The sequence below is a fragment of the Levilactobacillus sp. HBUAS70063 genome (assembly GCF_038374745.1).
In the GTDB taxonomy this organism is placed as follows: domain Bacteria; phylum Bacillota; class Bacilli; order Lactobacillales; family Lactobacillaceae; genus Levilactobacillus.
Map to the genome: position 1 here is coordinate 178,664 of NZ_JBANSM010000006.1, position 17,998 is coordinate 196,661.

The following is a 17,998-nucleotide window of genomic DNA, read 5'->3' on the forward strand; positions in this document are numbered from 1 at the left end:
GGCTGTGACCGTCCCCGTCCGGCCGTCGCCGCTCGAAAAAGGCGTAAAAAAAAAACGCCCCACCATGACGGCAGGACGTTTCGTTTCAGAGAATCACGCGACTCTAGTCTTCGACTGGAGTACCGCCATTCTTCTTGATAATATCAGCTTGAACACTCTTAGGCGTTGGTTCGTAGTGGTCAAACGTCATGGTAAAGGTACCACGACCTTGAGAAGCAGAACGTAACGTCGTCGCGTAACCGAACATTTCGGCTAACGGAACGAAGGAGTGAATCATTTGTGCGTTCCCACGAGCTTCCATACCATCAACCTTACCACGACGAGCGGTAACTTGGCCCATGATATCACCCATGTATTCTTCTGGTACCAGGATATCAACCTTCATGATTGGTTCCAGGATAACGGGACCAGCAGACTTAACGGCATTCCGTAAAGCCAAGGAAGCGGCAACCTTGAAGGCTGCTTCACTAGAATCGACTTCATGGTAACTACCATCGTATAACTTGGCCTTAACATCAACCAATGGGTAACCGGCTAAGACACCGTTTGCCATGGCTTCTTGCAGACCTTGGTCAACTGAAGGGATAAATTCACGAGGAACAACCCCACCAACGATAGCGTCTTCGAATTCGTAACCCTTACCACGTTCGTTAGGGGTAAATTCGATCCAAACGTCACCATATTGACCTTTACCACCAGATTGACGAACAAACTTACCTTGGACCTTAGTTGACTTCGTGAAGGCTTCACGGTAGGCAACTTGAGGAGCACCAATGTTTGCTTCAACCTTAAATTCACGCTTCATCCGGTCGATGATGATGTCCAAGTGAAGTTCACCCATTCCGGCGATCAGAGTTTCACCAGTTTCAGGGTTAGTTTCAGCCTTGAAAGTTGGGTCTTCTTCAGACAGCTTTTGCAGAGCGTTGTTCATCTTGTCTTGGTCAGCCTTCGTCTTAGGTTCAACGGCAACCTGGATAACAGGATCTGGGAAGTTCATTGATTCCAAGTGTAATGGGTGATCAGGATCGGTCAGAGAGTCACCAGTCGTGGTGTTCTTCAAACCAATGGCACCGGCGATATCACCGGAGAAGACTTCTGGGATTTCTTGACGGTGGTTAGAGTGCATTTGCAGCAAACGACCAACCCGTTCACGCTTGTCCTTCGTGGAGTTAAGCACGTAAGAACCAGCTTCCAGAGTCCCGGAGTATACCCGGATGTAAGTCAAACGACCAACGAATGGGTCAGTGGCAACCTTGAAAGCCAAGGCAGCGAACGGATCGTCATCGTTAGCACGTAACGTAACGGCTTCGTCAGTATCAGGAACCGTGGCGTTGTATGGCTTAACATCCAATGGTGATGGCAAGTAGTCGATAACGGCATCCATCAACATCTGAACACCCTTATCCTTGAAGGCAGAACCAGCAAAGACAGGGAACATGTCCAAACGTAAAGTTGCACGACGGATAGCAGCCTTCAATTCCTCTTTGGTGATTTCTTCACCTTCGAGGTACTTTTCCATGATTTCATCGTCAACGTCAGCAACGCTTTCGATAATCCCTTCATGGCGCTTTTGGGCTTCTTCCTTCATGTCATCAGGAATTTCAACCGTATCCCATGAAGAACCTAACTTATCCTTATCGTAGATGTAGGCCTTCATTTCGATTAAGTCAACAACACCGGCAAAGTCATCTTCGGCACCGATAGCCATTTGCAAAGCAACGGCATTGGCTTGAAGACGTTCGTGGAGGGAGTTTACTGAGAAGTCGAAGTCGGCACCCAGCTTGTCCATCTTGTTAACGAAAACGATACGGGGAACATCGAAGTCGGAGGCTTGACGCCAAACCGTTTCGGTCTGAGGTTCAACCCCGGCTTGACCATCTAAGACAGCGATCGCGCCATCAAGGACCCGCAAGGAACGTTCAACTTCAACAGTGAAGTCCACGTGTCCTGGTGTATCGATGATGTTGATCCGGTGTTCTTTCCATTCCGCAGTAGTAGCGGCGGAAGTGATCGTAATACCCCGTTCTTGTTCTTGTTCCATCCAGTCCATTTGTGAAGCCCCATCATGGGTTTCACCAATCTTGTGGATCTTACCAGTATAATACAGGATACGCTCAGTAGTCGTCGTTTTACCGGCATCAATATGAGCCATGATACCAATGTTACGCGTCTTCTCAAGCGGAAATTCACGAGTATTAGCCATGATTAATGTGTAACTCCTCTCAATTTGATCATAGGTTGTGATTGTGCCAAAAGGTGGCTACTATCATCACACTGATTTAGTAGCCACCTCTCGATTAAAGGAATAATCCCTTAAGCCAGAGACGAAAGTGTCAAAAACACTCCGCTCCAACATTTTATCACACTGTTGGCAATGCAGTGCGATAGCTGCTTTTTACCAACGGTAGTGTGCGAAGGCACGGTTAGCATCAGCCATCCGGTGCGTATCTTCACGCTTCTTAACAGCTGCACCCGTGTTGTTGGCAGCATCCATGATTTCACGTGCAAGACGTTCAACCATCGTGTGTTCGCCACGAAGACGGGAGTACTGAACCATCCACCGAAGACCTAAAGTGGTCCGGCGATCTGGACGTACTTCGATTGGAACTTGGTAGTTTGACCCACCAACACGCCGAGCCTTAACTTCCAAGACTGGCATAACGTTCTTCATTGCTTCTTCGAAAACTTCAACTGGATCGTTACCAGTTTCGTTCTTAATGATGTCGAAGGCACCATAAATAATTTTAGTAGAAGTCCCGCGTTTCCCATCCATCATCGTGTGGTTAATCAAACGAGTAACCAACTTTGAGTTGTAAATTGGATCAGGAAGGACTTCACGCTTTTGTACGTTTCCTTTTCTAGGCATTGTTAATATCCTCCTCGAATGTTGTTTCAAACTGCTTGACGGCAACCGTGCAAGTCAGTTTAATAGTTCGTCTTAGCCCTTAGGCTTCTTAGTCCCATACTTGGAACGACCTTGACGACGGTCAGTAACACCGGCAGTATCGAGCGCACCACGGATGATGTGGTAACGAACCCCAGGTAAATCCTTTACCCGGCCACCACGGATTAAGACAACACTATGTTCTTGAAGGTTATGACCGATACCAGGAATGTAAGCAGTCACTTCAATTAAGTTGGACAACCGCACACGTGCATATTTCCGTAAAGCTGAGTTAGGCTTCTTTGGTGTCATGGTACCGACACGAGTAGCAACCCCACGCTTTTGTGGAGCTGGATTCTTAACTTGAGCTTTTTTGAAACTGTTATACCCGTAGTTTAAAGCTGGGGCATCTGATTTAGAACTTTTAGATTTACGACCTTTACGCACCAATTGGTTGATAGTAGGCATCTAAATAGTCCTCCTTTCCTATTCTTGAGTTTAGTCCACACATCCAGGTGGTTCATTTTTCGTTAAAGAAAAAAGGCCACTCAGACGCGGGTTCAATTGAAGTGTCCCTCCCGCCGTCAGTCAGCATGTCTGGTAGTGAATACCCGAGACCTGTCTGCGAAAAGCACCTTTAATAGAATACCACGCCTGAAAACCCATGTCAATAAAGGTTTCGGGTATTTCCCACAAACATTTCGCCAGTTTTACCGGAGTTAAGGGGTAGAGGTGATGTCCATGTTAATCCCAATTCTATTTATTTACGGGGCCTGCTGCGGTTCCCTACTGGTGGCCCTCGCGAGTCGATACGCGGCGGGAACGTCTTATTTCTTTCCGCGGTCCCATTGCGATACCTGTCAGACCCCCTTGGCCTACTGGCAATTGGTGCCGGTGCTGAGCTACCTCCTGGTGCGAGGAAAATGCCGTACCTGCACGGCCGTCATTCCACCAATCACCTTGATTCTCGAGGTCGGCGCCGGATTGATTGCCACCACCGTTGCCACGCCCTTCAGTCTGCGGATCGCCCTGTGGCTGGGACTCTGGACCTTTGCCGCGCTGTGTGATGCCCGGTGTCAGACGTTTCCCGGCTGGGTGAGTTGGCTGGCGCTCGGCGTCGATCTGCTGGCCCAGCCGCCCCTCATCTGGCTCGTGGGGATTCTGGGATTCGACCTGATTCGGATGCTCTGGCCGCGCTGGTCGCGACCATTGGTGGGCGATGGCGATCTGGAAATGATTCTCAGCTACGGTCTTCTGTGGGGGCTCCCGGCCACCGCCCAGTGGCTACTCGTCGCCTGTGGACTGGCGTTGTGGCGGGCACGCCGCGGTGAACGACTGGCCTTTCTTCCTTATTTGGTGATGAGCGCGGTGGGGTGGTGGCTGATGCGATGAGTGAACCTTTTCTATCAGGTCAGGTATACTAGCTTCAAGCAACCAGGCTTCCCCAATCAAGAGGCTATTTTACTTGCAACCGATGAGCTCTACCATAAGGAGGCCGTGACTTTTGAAGAATACCACCCCTGAACCCGATCCACTAATCGTCGACGATACGCTCGACCGTAAGCTCACGCCGACAGAACGGGGCGCCCTGCACCAGCGTATCCACTCGCCGGAATATCAACGGGCGGTCGCTGAGGCCCAACGAGAATTGTCGCGCCAATTTCCAGAATAGTCATCACCTAAAAAGTAAATATCGTTTACCCAGAGGTCTCGGCGTGTAAGCCTAAGCCTCTTTTTGAATACAAAAAGGACCCGCCATCTCTGACGAGTCCCCGACCAACAAGCTAGTTGTCACTAAGCTTGAGAGTCTTCTTGCATTTGCTTTTCCAAATCGCTGATTGAGTAGACGCCTTCGGTTGACGAACCGCCAACTTCCTTGGGCTTGATCTGACGGTAATCTGGCATCCCAGTCCCGGCAGGAATAATCTTCCCAATAATAACGTTTTCCTTCAAACCAACTAATGGATCGTTCTTGCCCCGAATAGCAGCATCGGTCAAGACACGCGTCGTTTCCTGGAAGGAAGCGGCTGACAAGAAACTGTTGGTTTCCAAGGCAGCCTTGGTGATCCCCAGGATAACTGGACGAGCGGTGGCCGCAATCCCACCAGAGATTAACGTCTGGTAGTTGGCACGCCGGAAGTCTTGAATATCCATCAAAGTCCCAGGTAACACGTCGGTATCGCCCGGATCCATGATCCGAACTTTCCGCAGCATCTGACGAACCATGATTTCAACGTGCTTATCACTGATAGCCACACCTTGCATCCGGTAAACCCGTTGCACTTCACCTAAGATGTAAGTTTCAGTTGATAAGACATCCCGAACCCGGAGTAATTCCTTAGGATCAACAGACCCATAGTTCAAGGCGCCACCACGGTGGATGAAGTCACCTTCGCTAACCCGCATACGGGCAGTGATTGGCAACGTGTAAGTCCGCGTATCGGCTTCACCCTTGATAGTAACTTCCTTGGTCCGTTCTGCTGGGTTTTCTTCGATTGATTCAACCGTCCCAGTAACTTCGGTAATCTCAGCTTTACCTTTAGGGTTCCGAGATTCAAACAATTCTTGAACACGAGGCAACCCTTGGGTAATATCTTCGTTACCAGCCACACCACCGGTATGGAAGTTCCGCATGGTCAGCTGCGTCCCTGGTTCACCGATAGATTGTGCGGCAACAGTTCCGACAGCTTCACCAACTTCAACTTCGTCACCAGTAGCCATGTTCCGGCCATAACAATGTTCACAAACACCATGTTCAGTGTTGCAAGTAAAGGCGGAACGGATGGTAACTTCTTCAACACCGGCATCGACAATCTTTTGAGCGGTGTCTTCAACGATCATCTGGTTCTTAGGAACAATGACGTCCCCAGTCTTTGGATCGTAGACGGTCTTTTGGGTGTAACGCCCTAAGATCCGGTCGTACAGTGGTTCGATCATTTCGTTACCATCAGTGATGGCACGAATCTTCAAGCCACGGTCGGTCCCACAATCCTTTTCCCGAATGATAACGTCTTGCGCAACATCGACCAGCCGCCGCGTCAGGTAACCTGAGTTGGCAGTCTTGAGGGCCGTATCGGTCATCCCTTTACGAGCACCGTGGGTCGAAATGAACATTTCCATCACGGACAGGCCTTCACGGAAGTTAGACGTGATTGGCAGCTCCATGATGTCACCACTAGGAGCGGCCATCAAGCCCCGCATCCCGGCAAGCTGCGTAAAGTTAGAAATGTTACCACGCGCACCAGAATCACTCATCATAAAGATAGGGTTCTGTTGGTCGAAACTGTGAATCAAGGCGTTTTGAATTTCGTCCTTAGCATCGTTCCAGATACCAATGACCCGTTCGTAACGTTCGTGGTCGGTAATCAACCCACGCCGGAATTGCTTCGTTACCGTCGATACTTGCTTGTGGGCAGCATCGATAATTTCTGGCTTTTCCTTCAGGTCGGTAACATCGACCATCCCCACTGTCAGTCCAGACTTCGTGGATTCGTCGTAACCCAAATCCTTGATCCGGTCCAACAACTTAGAGGTTTCGGTAACCTTATATTGTTGGTAAACGGCAGCGATAATGTCGGATAAGAAGCCCTTCTTGAAGGGTCCGATTAATTCGGCATTTTGCAGGTAATCATGAATGTCTTCGCCCGGTGCCAAGAAGTACTTGTCAGGGACGGAGCCGTTCAAGTTCGTGCTGGTTGGTTCGTTCAGGTATGGGAATGACTTTGGTAGGATGTTGTTAAAGATCAACTTCCCAACGGTCGTAACCATAACCTTACCGCGTTGTTCGTCGGTAAACGGCTTGTTCGGCATTGAGGAGACTTGCACCCCAACCCGAGTGTGCCAGTGAACTAACCCGTTCCGGTAAGCCAAGACGGCTTCGTTGAGGTCGGTAAAGATCATGCCTTCCCCTTCACGGTTAGCTTCTTCCATGGTCAGGTAGTAGTTCCCGATAACCATATCTTGAGAAGGTGCAACCACTGGCTTACCACTGGCAGGCGCCAGGATATGGTGAGCGGCCAGCATCAGCAAACGTGCTTCAGCTTGTGCTTCGTCGGATAATGGCACGTGGATGGCCATTTGGTCCCCATCGAAATCGGCGTTGTAAGCTTCACAAGCCAATGGGTGTAACCGCATCGCTTTACCACTAACCAAGACGGGTTCGAACGCTTGAATCCCTAAACGGTGAAGCGTAGGGGCCCGGTTCAACAGAACAGGGTGTTCCTTGATGACATCTTCAAGCACGTTGAAGACATCGTCATCTTCGCGGTCAATTTGGCGCTTGGCGTTCTTAATGTTAGAAGCTAAGCCCCGAGCAACCAGTTCCTTCATGATGAATGGCCGGAATAATTCCAAGGCCATCGGAACTGGCAACCCCATTTGGTTAAACTTGAGGGAAGGACCAACGTCAATAACGGAACGACCAGAGTAGTCAACCCGCTTCCCTAACAAGTTTTGACGGAACCGCCCTTGCTTCCCTTTCAACATGTGTGAAAGAGACTTCAGTGGCCGGTTACCAGGACCAGCGACTGGACGGCCACGACGACCGTTATCGATCAAGGCGTCAACGGCTTCTTGAAGCATCCGCTTTTCGTTTTGAACGATGATGCCAGGCGCATTTAAGTCTAACAACCGCTTCAACCGGCTGTTCCGGTTGATAACCCGCCGGTACAAGTCGTTCAAGTCAGACGTTGCGAACCGTCCACCTTCGAGTTGCACCATTGGCCGTAAGTCAGGTGGAATGACCGGAATCGCATCCATGACCATCCATTCCGGACGGTTACCCGATGTGACGAAGGCTTCCAAGATGTCCAAACGACGAACGGCACGCGTCCGCTTTTGGCCAGTGGCTTCCTTCAATTCTTCCTTTAATTCCTTAACTTCTTTATCTAGGTCTACGGCCATCAACAACTTCTTGATGGCTTCGGCACCCATTTCAGCCTTAAAGGCCTTGCTACCGTATTCTACGAGCTTGTCACGGTAATCCCGTTCGGAAAGGAGTTGTTTCTTTTCCAATGGCGTGTTACCTGGATCTAAGACCACGTAGGATGCGAAGTAGATGATTTCTTCAAGAGCCCGAGGACTCATGTCGAGGACCAAGCCCATCCGACTTGGGATCCCCTTGAAGTACCAGATGTGGGTTACAGGTGCAGCCAATTCGATATGGCCCATCCGTTCACGACGAACCTTAGAACGGGTAACTTCAACACCACAACGGTCACAAACGACACCCTTGTAACGGATCCGCTTGTATTTCCCACAGGCACATTCCCAGTCCTTGGTAGGACCGAAAATCCGCTCGTCGAATAGCCCATCTTTTTCAGGCTTTAACGTCCGGTAGTTGATGGTTTCAGGCTTCTTAACTTCCCCGTAAGACCAGCTACGGATCTTATCAGGTGAAGCCAGCCCGATCTGCATGCTTTCGAACTTATTGACATCGACCAAAGAAGCGACCTCCCTTATTAATTAGTCTTGTGTGTTCGGTTGACTTTCATTTTTAGTAGTTTCTGGTGTGGTCTTGGCACTGTCGGCCTGAGCTTGCGCCTTGCGTTGCTCTTCTTGCTGTTGGGCGTACTTGCTCAAAGCATCAACGTTCACAACTTCATCGTCATCGTCGTCCATATCACGGAGTTCGATTTCTTCGTTGTTCCCGTTTAAGACCTTCATGTCCAGCCCTAAGGATTGGAGTTCCTTGACCAGAACACGGAATGATTCAGGGACACCAGGCTTTGGAATCGGATCGCCCTTAACGATGGCTTCGTAGGTCTTAACCCGACCAACCACGTCATCGGACTTGTACGTTAGGATTTCTTGCAACGTATAAGCGGCACCGTAAGCTTCCAAGGCCCAAACTTCCATTTCACCAAACCGCTGGCCACCAAATTGTGCTTTCCCACCAAGGGGTTGTTGGGTAACCAGTGAGTAAGGTCCAATGGAACGGGCGTGCATCTTATCATCGACCATGTGGGCCAACTTCAGGTAGTTCATGACACCAACGGCAACCCGCTTATCGAACGGTTCACCGGTCCGGCCATCGTATAAGACCGTCTTGGCATCCTTGGCCATGCCGGCTTCCTTCAAGGCATCCGCGATATCGGTATCCCGGGCACCATCGAAGACTGGCGTTGCCACATGAATCCCTAACTTACGAGCGGCCATCCCCAAATGCAATTCGAGTACTTGCCCGATGTTCATCCGGGAAGGCACACCCATAGGACTCAGCATGATGTCGATTGGCGTACCATCTGGCATGTATGGCATGTCTTCTTGTGGGATAACAACGGAAACCGTCCCCTTGTTCCCATGACGACCAGACATCTTGTCACCAACTTGGATCTTCCGCTTTTGGGCGATGTAGACCCGAACCATCATGTTGACACCAGGTGATAATTCATCCCCATTTTCACGGGTAAAGATCTTAACGTCCTGGATGATCCCGCCACCACCATGTGGCACCTTCAGGGAAGTATCCCGTACTTCACGGGCCTTTTCACCAAAGATGGCATGGAGCAGACGTTCTTCGGCTGATAATTCCGTAACTCCCTTAGGCGTTACCTTACCAACTAAGATATCCCCGTCTTGAACTTCGGCACCGATACGGATAATCCCGTCTTCATCCAAGTTCTTCAGGGCATCTTCACCGACGTTAGGAATTTCACGGGTCATTTCTTCAGGTCCCAGCTTCGTATCACGTGCTTCTGATTCGTATTCTTCAATATGAATCGACGTGTAAACGTCATCGCGAACCAACCGTTCGTTGATCCCGATGGCATCTTCGAAGTTGTACCCTTGCCAAGTCATGAAGGCTACCAATGGGTTTTGCCCTAAAGCAAGTTCCCCATTTTCCATGGAAGGCCCATCAGCCAAAATTTCATCGTTGTCGACATGGTCGCCGACCTTAACGATTGGCCGTTGGTTGTAGTTCTTGCCACCGTTTGACCGGCGGAACTTCATCAACTTGTAAGTGTCTAACGCATCGTCGTCACGCCGTACCCGGATTTCACGAGCATCAACGTATTCAACGGTCCCGGCGTGTTGGCTAATTAAAGCCACTCCGGAGTCATGCGCAGCCTTGTATTCGATACCGGTCCCAACCAGCGGTGCGTGAGGATCCAGCAATGGCACAGCTTGCCGTTGCATGTTGGCCCCCATCAGAGCCCGGTTGGAGTCATCGTTTTCCAAGAAAGGAATACATGCGGTGGCCACGGCAACAACTTGCTTAGGCGAAACGTCCATGTAGTCAATCTTGTCGGCCGTGGTTTCGATGTTGTTATCTTCATCACGGGCCATGATGGTATCCGTGGCGAAGGAACCGTCATCGTTCAATGGCGTGTTGGCTTGAGCCACCACGTAGTTATCTTCTTCATCGGCAGTCAGGTAATCGATCTTATCGGTAACCATGTGCGTGTCCCATGAAACCCGACGATATGGCGTTTCGATGAAGCCATACTTGTTAACGCGGGCGTAACTGGACAGACTGTTAATCAGCCCAATGTTAGGTCCTTCAGGCGTTTCAATTGGGCACATCCGACCGTAGTGGGTGTAGTGCACGTCCCGGACTTCATAACCGGCACGGTCACGCGTCAAACCACCAGGTCCCAGGGCGGACAGACGCCGCTTATGGGTTAATTCACCCAATGGGTTGGTCTGGTCCATGAATTGTGACAATTGAGAGGAACCGAAGAATTCCTTAATGGAAGCCACGACTGGGCGAATGTTAATCAATTGTTGTGGCGTTACCGTCGCAGCGTCTTGAATCGACATCCGTTCACGCACAACCCGTTCCATCCGGGATAACCCGATCCGGAATTGGTTTTGCAGAAGTTCACCCACGGAACGAATCCGCCGGTTACCCAAGTGGTCAATGTCATCGGTACTCCCAATGCCAATTTGTAAGTCAAAGAAGTAGTTCATGGAAGCAATGATGTCGGCTGGGCGAATGTGCTTCAGCTTGATATCAATGTTGCCATTCCCAATTACGGGCACTTCTTGTTCGGGATCGTCAGGTGATTGCACCTTAATGATTTGTAACTTCAGTGGTTCCGTAACCACCGCTTCATCGGAAGGTTGGAACGTCACCATCTTGAAGTCGTCTTGGTCCAGGTATGGGGCCAAGGTCTTCATAACATCCTTGTCGACCACCGTGCCCTTTTGCGCGATAACTTCACCAGTATCTGGGTCAGCTAACGTTTCAGCTAAGGTTAAGCCGAGCAAACGGGTCTTCAGGCTAAGCTTCTTGTTGGTCTTGTAACGACCAACAGGGGCCATGTCGTAACGCTTCGGGTCAAAGAACCGAGCCGTCAACAAGCTCCGTGAAGAGTCGGCCGTCTTAGGTTCACCTGGACGCAGGCGTTCGTAAATATCCTTCAAGGATTCTTCAACACGGGAATCGTCGGTATTCTTGTGAATATCCTTTTCCAACGTGTTCGTCAGGCTTTCGTTATCGCCCAAGATATCCAGGATTTCATCGTCGGAACCGAACCCTAAGGCCCGAACTAATTCGGTCATTGGGATCTTCCGCGTCCGGTCAATCCGGACGTAGGAAATGTTCTTCGCATCGGTTTCGAATTCGAGCCAAGCCCCCCGGTTAGGGATGACCGTGGCGCCGAAGACGGTCCGACCGTTCTTATCAGTATCTTCATTGAAGTAAACGCCTGGTGACCGGACTAATTGAGAAACAATAACCCGTTCTGCCCCGTTAATGATAAAGGTCCCTTGGGCCGTCATTAATGGGAAGTCACCGAAGAAGACGTCTTGCGATTTGATTTCGCCCGTTTCATGGTTGGTTAAGCGTAAGGTCACGTGCAGTGGTGCTGAGAAGTTCGCATCGTGCTCCCGTGCTTCATCGACCGTATATTTGGGTTCCAGTAATTGATAATCAACAAACTCTAACGAAAGGTTTCCTTGAAAATCTTCGATTGGCATGATGTCGTCGAACATATCCCGTAAACCTTCATCGAGGAACCAGTTGTAGGAATTGGTCTGAATCTCGATTAAGTTAGGGAGATCAAGGACTTCCTTGATCCGCGAATAGCTACGGCGAGTACGGTGTTTCCCGTATTTCACTAAGTGTCCTGCCAAGTTGTTCACCTCTCCTATTTATTCTGTGGACTGGTCAAAAACCAAATGTTACATTTTGATTACATTTGCGTAATCAGCCGGTTTTTTGGCAAAAAAAATCCAAAAACAAACCCGCAGTTTGCTTTTGGCTTCTTATAATGGACGCTACCGGACAATAGATCGGCGCATCCAATTTCAGTTCACAGTTGCATACAAATGATATAGTACTCGAATTCTGAGTCATTGTCAATAAAGAAGTTCTACTTCTTTACGGCAACGCCAAATAAAATTAACCGCACCAGCGTCAGCGTCTGTTCGTGCTGGGAGGCATCGGCCGGACCCACGTGATGGAACGTGTTAAACAGTGGGCTCAAGCTGGTCAGATAGAAGGAAGCGGCGTCTTTGGCCTGCATCCCACTCTGAAGCGTGACGACACTGGTCTCGAAGAAACTGGTCAAGGGCATCAAGTAGTCTTGCATGAAGACCATCCCCAACTGCCGCTGGTTCTCCGGCTTGAGGAACTTGAAGCTCCCGTGAATCACCGTGAAGACGTCGCGGGGATGGGCCGCTGTTAACACCTCGGTAACCGCCGTCAATGCCTCGACGGGGTCGGCGTCCGGCTGAATCTGCTCAACCACGGTCGTGATGCCGGCCTTAATCTCCGCCCCCACCGTCTTAATGACTTCGAGGAAGATAACCTCCTTATCACTAAAATGATGGTACAACGCCGGCTGCGTGATGCCGACTTGCTTGGCAATATCACGGGTCGAGGTGGCTTGATAACCCTGCGCCAGGAATTGTTCCCGCGCGGCCTTTAAAATCGCGGCGTGCGTCTGGGTCAACTGTTCTTCTCTCTTCATGAGCGGGCCGTCTTCCTTTCTGTGGTGAAGTAACCTTTATGGCTTATTTGATGAAACGACTGGGCTCTTCCGGACCACCGACCACTGGGGTCTGGTTGCCGGGAAAGCCGCTGGATTGCGGGGTGGCCCGTAATCTTTCAACCTATCTAATATACCATAATCATGAGTTAAGTGTACCACAGTCACTTATCACCAGCTAGGTCAAAGCGGTTAAATAACGGTTAAGTTCGTGGGGGTTGGCAGCTTTAGATGAAGGTGGACGCCTTGCCGTTCGCGCAGGATGAGCTGGATCGCTGTGGGCAGGACGGCCCAAGCCTGAGAAGCGGTCTTGGACCTCGCTTGGAACCACCACGACCCGGTGTTTCCAAGTCGCCATTATCTAACCGGCTTTCGCCGCTAAGATAATCCCACGGCTGAGCTCATCCTACGCTTCACTCTCGGCTACGGCGGCGAGCGTCATCTCCCACCCACTAAGTGTTGACGCTGCTTAACCTATCCCGATATAGCCCGACGCACTGTCACTAATCGTCCGGCTTGGTCCCTAAATTAGCAGACCGGAGGCAAGGACTACTGGGTGTCCATAGCCAACGCCTAATACGGTGGTCTTTCTCGTAGTCAACATACCCGCTTAGACCTGTATTCAGCGCCCTCAGCTCCCAACGACAAAAGTAGCGGGCCCCTCCCCTTCAGGAAGGACACCGCTACTTCGTCTTTTTAAATTTAAGTCAATTAGTGACTGGCTACCGCCGTTGGCTTGTCCGTCTTATCCGGAGTCTTCACGCTTACCGTGATTTCACCTCGCGTGGCCCCAATCGTCACTTGATCGTGGGCCTTGACCTCGCCATTCAGCAGAGATTCGCTCAGCTTATCTTCCACCTGCGTCTGTAGCGCCCGACGAATCGGCCGTGCACCATACTCGGGGTCAAAGCCGGCCTTGGCCACCACTTCGATAGCCGCTGGCGTAATCTTCAGCTTGATGTTCTGGTCGGCAACCCGGTCGATAATCCGCTTAGCCATCAACTTCACGATTTCGTGGAGCTCATCCTTCTTCAAGGAGTGGAAGATGACCGTTTCATCAATCCGGTTCAGGAATTCTGGCCGGAAGGATTGCTTCAAGGTCTCACGAATGGTTTGCGCCATAGCTTGGTAACTATTGGCCAAGTCCTCGGCACCGAATCCAACGGTCTTTTCATCCCGCAACTTCGTAGCCCCCAGGTTCGAGGTCATGATGAGAATGGTATTTCTAAAGTCAACCTTCCGTCCCTTGGAGTCCGTCAAGTAGCCGTCGTCCAAGACCTGCAACAGAATGTTAAAGACATCCGGGTGGGCCTTTTCCACTTCATCAAAGAGCACCACGGAGTATGGCTTCTGCCGAACCTTCTCCGTCAGCTGACCACCTTCGTCGTAGCCCACGTAACCCGGGGCGGACCCAATCAGACGACTCGTGGAGTACTTCTCCATGTACTCGCTCATGTCGACCCGAATCATGTTGTCTTCGGAACCAAACATGGCTTCGGCCAAGGCCTTGGCTAATTCGGTCTTCCCGACCCCGGTTGGTCCGAGGAACATGAAGGACCCAATTGGCCGGTTCGGATCTTTCAGACCCGAACGTGCCCGCCGGATGGCCCGCGCAACCGCCGAAACGGCTTCCTTCTGGCCGATGACCCGCTTGTGCAGGATCTTTTCCAGGTTAACCAGTCGGTCGGCATCCGTTTGCTTCAACTGTGTAACGGGAACGCCCGTCCACTCGGCCACCACGTCCGCCACGTCTTCACCGGTTACATCGGTAGCGTACTGATGGTCCGGCGTTGCCGTTGCGGCCGCCTTAGCCTCGCGAGCCTCAACCTTTTGGCGTAAGGCCATTTCCTCGGTCCGTAACTTCGCCGCGCGTTCGAAGTCCTGCTGCTCAATGGCGGCTTCCTTCTCATCGGCTAAATCGGACAATTCCTTGGCTTGCTTGCTGGCTGGCGTTGGCTTATCCATCTGGTCGATTCGCACCTTGGCGGAGGCTTCATCCATCAGGTCAATCGCCTTATCGGGTAAGAACCGGTCGCTGATGTAACGGGTTGACAGCTTAACGGCCTGTTCCAGCGCATCGTCCGTAATGTTGACGTGGTGGTGGTCTTCATACCGTGACCGCAAGCCCTTGAGAATCTCCAAAGCTTCTGCACTGGTTGGTTCGTTGACCTGAACCGTGGCAAACCGTCGTTCCAGAGCTGCATCGGATTCGATGTACTTCTGGTACTCGTCCAACGTGGTGGCCCCAATGGTTTGGAGTTCACCCCGCGCCAAGGCCGGCTTCAGGATATTCGAGGCATCGATCGCCCCTTCGGCACCCCCCGCACCAATCAGCGTGTGTAATTCATCGATGAACAGGATAACTTGCCCGTCGTTGTAAATTTCTTCAATAACCTTCTTCAACCGGTCTTCAAACTCACCACGGTACTTGGTTCCGGCCACTAAGGACCCCATGTCGAGCATCATCAACCGCTTATTGCGCATATCTTCCGGGACATCACCGGCGACAATCCGTTGGGCCAGGCCCTCGGCAATCGCCGTCTTCCCGACACCGGGTTCCCCAATCAAGACAGGGTTGTTCTTGGTCCGCCGACTCAGAATCTGAATGACCCGCTTAACTTCCTTGTCACGACCGACCGTCGGATCCATGCGACCCTCTTTAGCCGATTGCGTCAGGTCCCGGGCCAGTGAATCCAGCGTCGGGGTGCCTCCCTGAGCCGTTCGCCGGTTGCGATTATCGCCACGACGCTTAGGCGTATCGGTAATCCCGAGCTTCCGTAAGACCACCTTGTGGGCGTCCGTGAGCTGAACGTTCAGGTTCTTTAGAATCCGTGAAGACAAAATCGTTTCGTCACTGAGCAACGCCAACAGGAGGTGTTCCGTTCCAATCTTCGTTGCGCCTAGCCGTTTCGCCTCGTCACCAGCGATGGCCAGCATCGACTTGGCTTTGGGTGAGTAGGGTAGGTAGCTATCTTTATCGGTGTTCGTCAGCGTGCCGTAACCTGTGAAGCGTTCAATCTCTTCGCGAACGTCATCTTCGGTAACGGAGAATTGCTGGAGAACTTTGTTGGCAATGCCATTTTTTTCAATGGTGAGGGCCAGCAGCAAGTGTTCCGTCCCCACTGCTTGGTGCTTGAAGTACTTTGCTTGTTCCTGTGCCAAGACGAGGACACTCTTAGCGCTTGGTGTAAATAGATTATCCATTGCAGCTCCTCACTTTCTTAACTCTCATAACGTAGGTGATTCAAAATAGAAATTAAAATCTGCGCGCGAATCTGCTCGTCAGCTTGCCGGTCTCCCGTGTTAATGGCGTCCTTGTTAATCGCCGCGAAAATGATGTTGGCCTCGCTGCGGTTAATCGCTCCGGCCTCAAACAGGCTTCGAACCACGGATAAGCTATCGTGCCGGGTAATGTGATCCCCGACCGCGGTCACCAACGAATCGATAAAGTCTAAGTTATCCAGCAACTTGACCTTTTCAATCCGAATATAACCACCGCCACCTCGTTTACTCTGGACCACGTAACCGTCCTGAATCGTAAACCGGGTCTTAATCACGTAGTTAATCTGCGATGGCACGACGTTAAACTGATTCGCAATTTCTGCTCTGCGGATCTCCACCTGCTGGGATTCAGCCAAAATCTGCTTCAGGTAAGATTCAATAATATCCGAAATATTTTGATTCTCCATTATCGTCCCCCCTTCAGTGCAGTGTTCTTGACTAATGTTGACTAATATTATACGAATTTCCAGTAAAATTGCAACGGATTAGACCGCCGATCGGTGAGAAGTTTTAATTTCTTAACAACGAACCGGTCTGGCGGTAAAGGTCCCGTCACTCGCCGTCGCCATTTCATAGAAGTTCTAGTAATCTATGGTACCAAAAAAACGGCGCGCTTCCAAACAATCTGTACGGAAGCGGCCGTTTCTATCATTATATATGTAATTGTGAGAATAAAAAAATCGGGAAGACAAGATTTGAACTTGCGACCCCCACGTCCCGAACGTGGTGCTCTACCAAGCTGAGCTACTTCCCGAAGAAAGCTCACTGACCCACTAATCTTGTCAGTCAAATCGGGAAGACAGGATTCGAACCTGCGACCCCCTGGTCCCAAACCAGGTGCTCTACCAAGCTGAGCTACTTCCCGAAAATTGCTTACAATCGCTTATAAGCAACAAAAATGCACCCAGTAGGAGTCGAACCTACAACCTTCTGATTCGTAGTCAGACACTCTATCCAATTGCGCTATGGGTGCATAATTATTATTAAGTTAAATGCCGAGGACCGGGATCGAACCGGTACGGTCATCACTGACCGCAGGATTTTAAGTCCTGTGCGTCTGCCAATTCCGCCACCCCGGCAAAAGGGCAAAAGCGGAAGACGGGATTCGAACCCGCGACCCCCACCATGGCAAGGTGATGTTCTACCACTGAACTACTTCCGCAAATTGGCTATTTGATTAATGGTGCCATGCCGACTAGAGGATTCGAACCTCCGACCTCCTCATTACTAGTGAGATGCTCTGCCAACTGAGCTAAGTCGGCAAAATATTGTTTGAATATTTTGCTATATTTGATTAATGCAGGTGAAGGGACTCGAACCCCCACGTCATAAGACACTAGAACCTAAATCTAGCGCGTCTGCCAGTTCCGCCACACCTGCAACGTTGGCGAACTAACGCCAGGAACTTTTGGGTTCCGATGGAGGATACAGGGCTCGAACCTGTGACCCTCTGCTTGTAAGGCAGACGCTCTCCCAACTGAGCTAATCCTCCATATTTTTCGAAGCAAGCAAAGCGCCTTGCTCGAAACAACTATTACAATTTACCATGCTCAGCGAATCTTGTCAACAACAATTTCGAATTATTTTGAATAAATATTCGTTAGCTGAATAACTACTCGCTTAACAACAAATAATATTGTATCTCATCTTTCCGGAAAAAGCTACTCTTTTTTGCATTTTCTTGCAAACTTTTGAATTGCTATCTTTTCAAGAAAGATTGTCAGTGCAAGCCTTAGCCAACTTCCGTCGCTGCCGCCCGAATTAACCAACAGAAACTATTTTATACGAAGTCCCTACCCCTCGTCAATAAGAAATTGCAAAAATACTCAAAAAGTTTATTCACCGCCTTCCAACCGAACCGGCACGACCATGGTTCCGCATCACAAAAGGCGCTCAC

The 17,998-nt window shown here is 50.5% G+C and carries 10 protein-coding genes and 8 tRNA genes; 2 read left to right on the top strand and 16 right to left on the bottom strand.

Annotation, left to right across the window (positions count from 1 at the left end):
- Nucleotides 1-103: 103 nt before the first annotated feature.
- The 3 genes from fusA to rpsL form a co-directional block, all read right to left on the bottom strand.
- Nucleotides 104-2,203, bottom strand: a complete 2,100-nt coding sequence (gene fusA, locus V8I28_RS10465) for an elongation factor G (RefSeq protein ID WP_168900804.1) — start codon at nt 2,201-2,203, stop codon at nt 104-106.
- 192 nt (nt 2,204-2,395) lie between these two features.
- Nucleotides 2,396-2,866, bottom strand: a complete 471-nt coding sequence (gene rpsG / locus V8I28_RS10470; protein WP_020090150.1) for a 30S ribosomal protein S7 — start codon at nt 2,864-2,866, stop codon at nt 2,396-2,398.
- 72 nt (nt 2,867-2,938) lie between these two features.
- Nucleotides 2,939-3,352 (bottom strand): 30S ribosomal protein S12, encoded by a 414-nt coding sequence (gene rpsL, locus V8I28_RS10475; protein ID WP_011668504.1) that lies wholly within the window; start codon nt 3,350-3,352, stop codon nt 2,939-2,941.
- Nucleotides 3,353-3,619: 267 nt separating this feature from the next.
- On the opposite strand from rpsL, the gene V8I28_RS10480 reads away from it, so the two are divergent.
- Together V8I28_RS10480 and V8I28_RS10485 are read left to right on the top strand one after the other, a co-directional pair.
- Nucleotides 3,620-4,276: a prepilin peptidase gene (locus tag V8I28_RS10480; protein ID WP_341780050.1), complete on the top strand. Its 657-nt coding sequence runs from the start codon at nt 3,620-3,622 to the stop codon at nt 4,274-4,276.
- A 112-nt stretch (nt 4,277-4,388) separates the two neighbouring features.
- Complete coding sequence (locus tag V8I28_RS10485) at nt 4,389-4,556, top strand: hypothetical protein (protein WP_341780051.1); 168 nt, start codon at nt 4,389-4,391, stop codon at nt 4,554-4,556.
- A gap of 122 nt (nt 4,557-4,678) precedes the next feature.
- On the opposite strand, the gene rpoC is transcribed toward V8I28_RS10485, so the two are convergent.
- The 13 genes from rpoC to V8I28_RS10550 all read right to left on the bottom strand — a co-directional run bounded on the left by rpoC (nt 4,679) and on the right by V8I28_RS10550 (nt 17,593).
- Complete coding sequence (gene rpoC / locus V8I28_RS10490; protein WP_341780052.1) at nt 4,679-8,326, bottom strand: DNA-directed RNA polymerase subunit beta'; 3,648 nt, start codon at nt 8,324-8,326, stop codon at nt 4,679-4,681.
- 21 nt (nt 8,327-8,347) lie between these two features.
- Nucleotides 8,348-11,962, bottom strand: a complete 3,615-nt coding sequence (rpoB, locus tag V8I28_RS10495; protein ID WP_341780053.1) for a DNA-directed RNA polymerase subunit beta — start codon at nt 11,960-11,962, stop codon at nt 8,348-8,350.
- Between the two features lie 239 nt (nt 11,963-12,201).
- Nucleotides 12,202-12,801, bottom strand: coding sequence for a TetR/AcrR family transcriptional regulator (locus V8I28_RS10500; protein ID WP_341780054.1), 600 nt, complete (start codon nt 12,799-12,801; stop codon nt 12,202-12,204).
- Between the two features lie 729 nt (nt 12,802-13,530).
- A complete protein-coding gene (locus tag V8I28_RS10505) occupies nt 13,531-16,023 on the bottom strand; it encodes an ATP-dependent Clp protease ATP-binding subunit (protein ID WP_341780055.1) in 2,493 nt (830 codons plus the stop codon).
- Nucleotides 16,024-16,040: 17 nt separating this feature from the next.
- Nucleotides 16,041-16,508, bottom strand: coding sequence for a CtsR family transcriptional regulator (locus V8I28_RS10510; RefSeq protein ID WP_341780056.1), 468 nt, complete (start codon nt 16,506-16,508; stop codon nt 16,041-16,043).
- Between the two features lie 273 nt (nt 16,509-16,781).
- Nucleotides 16,782-16,855 (bottom strand) — tRNA-Pro (locus V8I28_RS10515).
- Between the two features lie 37 nt (nt 16,856-16,892).
- A tRNA-Pro gene (locus V8I28_RS10520) sits at nt 16,893-16,966 on the bottom strand.
- A gap of 34 nt (nt 16,967-17,000) precedes the next feature.
- Nucleotides 17,001-17,074: transfer RNA gene (locus tag V8I28_RS10525), tRNA-Arg, on the bottom strand.
- Nucleotides 17,075-17,094: 20 nt separating this feature from the next.
- A tRNA-Leu gene (locus V8I28_RS10530) sits at nt 17,095-17,180 on the bottom strand.
- Between the two features lie 11 nt (nt 17,181-17,191).
- Nucleotides 17,192-17,263, bottom strand: a tRNA-Gly gene (locus tag V8I28_RS10535).
- Nucleotides 17,264-17,290: 27 nt separating this feature from the next.
- A tRNA-Thr gene (locus V8I28_RS10540) sits at nt 17,291-17,363 on the bottom strand.
- A 36-nt stretch (nt 17,364-17,399) separates the two neighbouring features.
- A tRNA-Leu gene (locus tag V8I28_RS10545) sits at nt 17,400-17,481 on the bottom strand.
- 39 nt (nt 17,482-17,520) lie between these two features.
- A tRNA-Val gene (locus V8I28_RS10550) sits at nt 17,521-17,593 on the bottom strand.
- Between the last annotated feature and the right edge of the window lie 405 nt (nt 17,594-17,998).

Bases quoted from the DNA above. Each gene is read 5' to 3' on its own strand.
- fusA (WP_168900804.1), bottom strand. From the start codon at position 2,203: ATGGCTAATACTCGTGAATTTCCGCTTGAGAAGACGCGTAACATTGGT.
- rpsG (WP_020090150.1), bottom strand. From the start codon at position 2,866: ATGCCTAGAAAAGGAAACGTACAAAAGCGTGAAGTCCTTCCTGATCCA.
- rpsL (WP_011668504.1), bottom strand. From the start codon at position 3,352: ATGCCTACTATCAACCAATTGGTGCGTAAAGGTCGTAAATCTAAAAGT.
- V8I28_RS10480 (WP_341780050.1), top strand. From the start codon at position 3,620: ATGTCCATGTTAATCCCAATTCTATTTATTTACGGGGCCTGCTGCGGT.
- V8I28_RS10500 (WP_341780054.1), bottom strand. From the start codon at position 12,801: ATGAAGAGAGAAGAACAGTTGACCCAGACGCACGCCGCGATTTTAAAG.
- V8I28_RS10505 (WP_341780055.1), bottom strand. From the start codon at position 16,023: ATGGATAATCTATTTACACCAAGCGCTAAGAGTGTCCTCGTCTTGGCA.
- V8I28_RS10510 (WP_341780056.1), bottom strand. From the start codon at position 16,508: ATGGAGAATCAAAATATTTCGGATATTATTGAATCTTACCTGAAGCAG.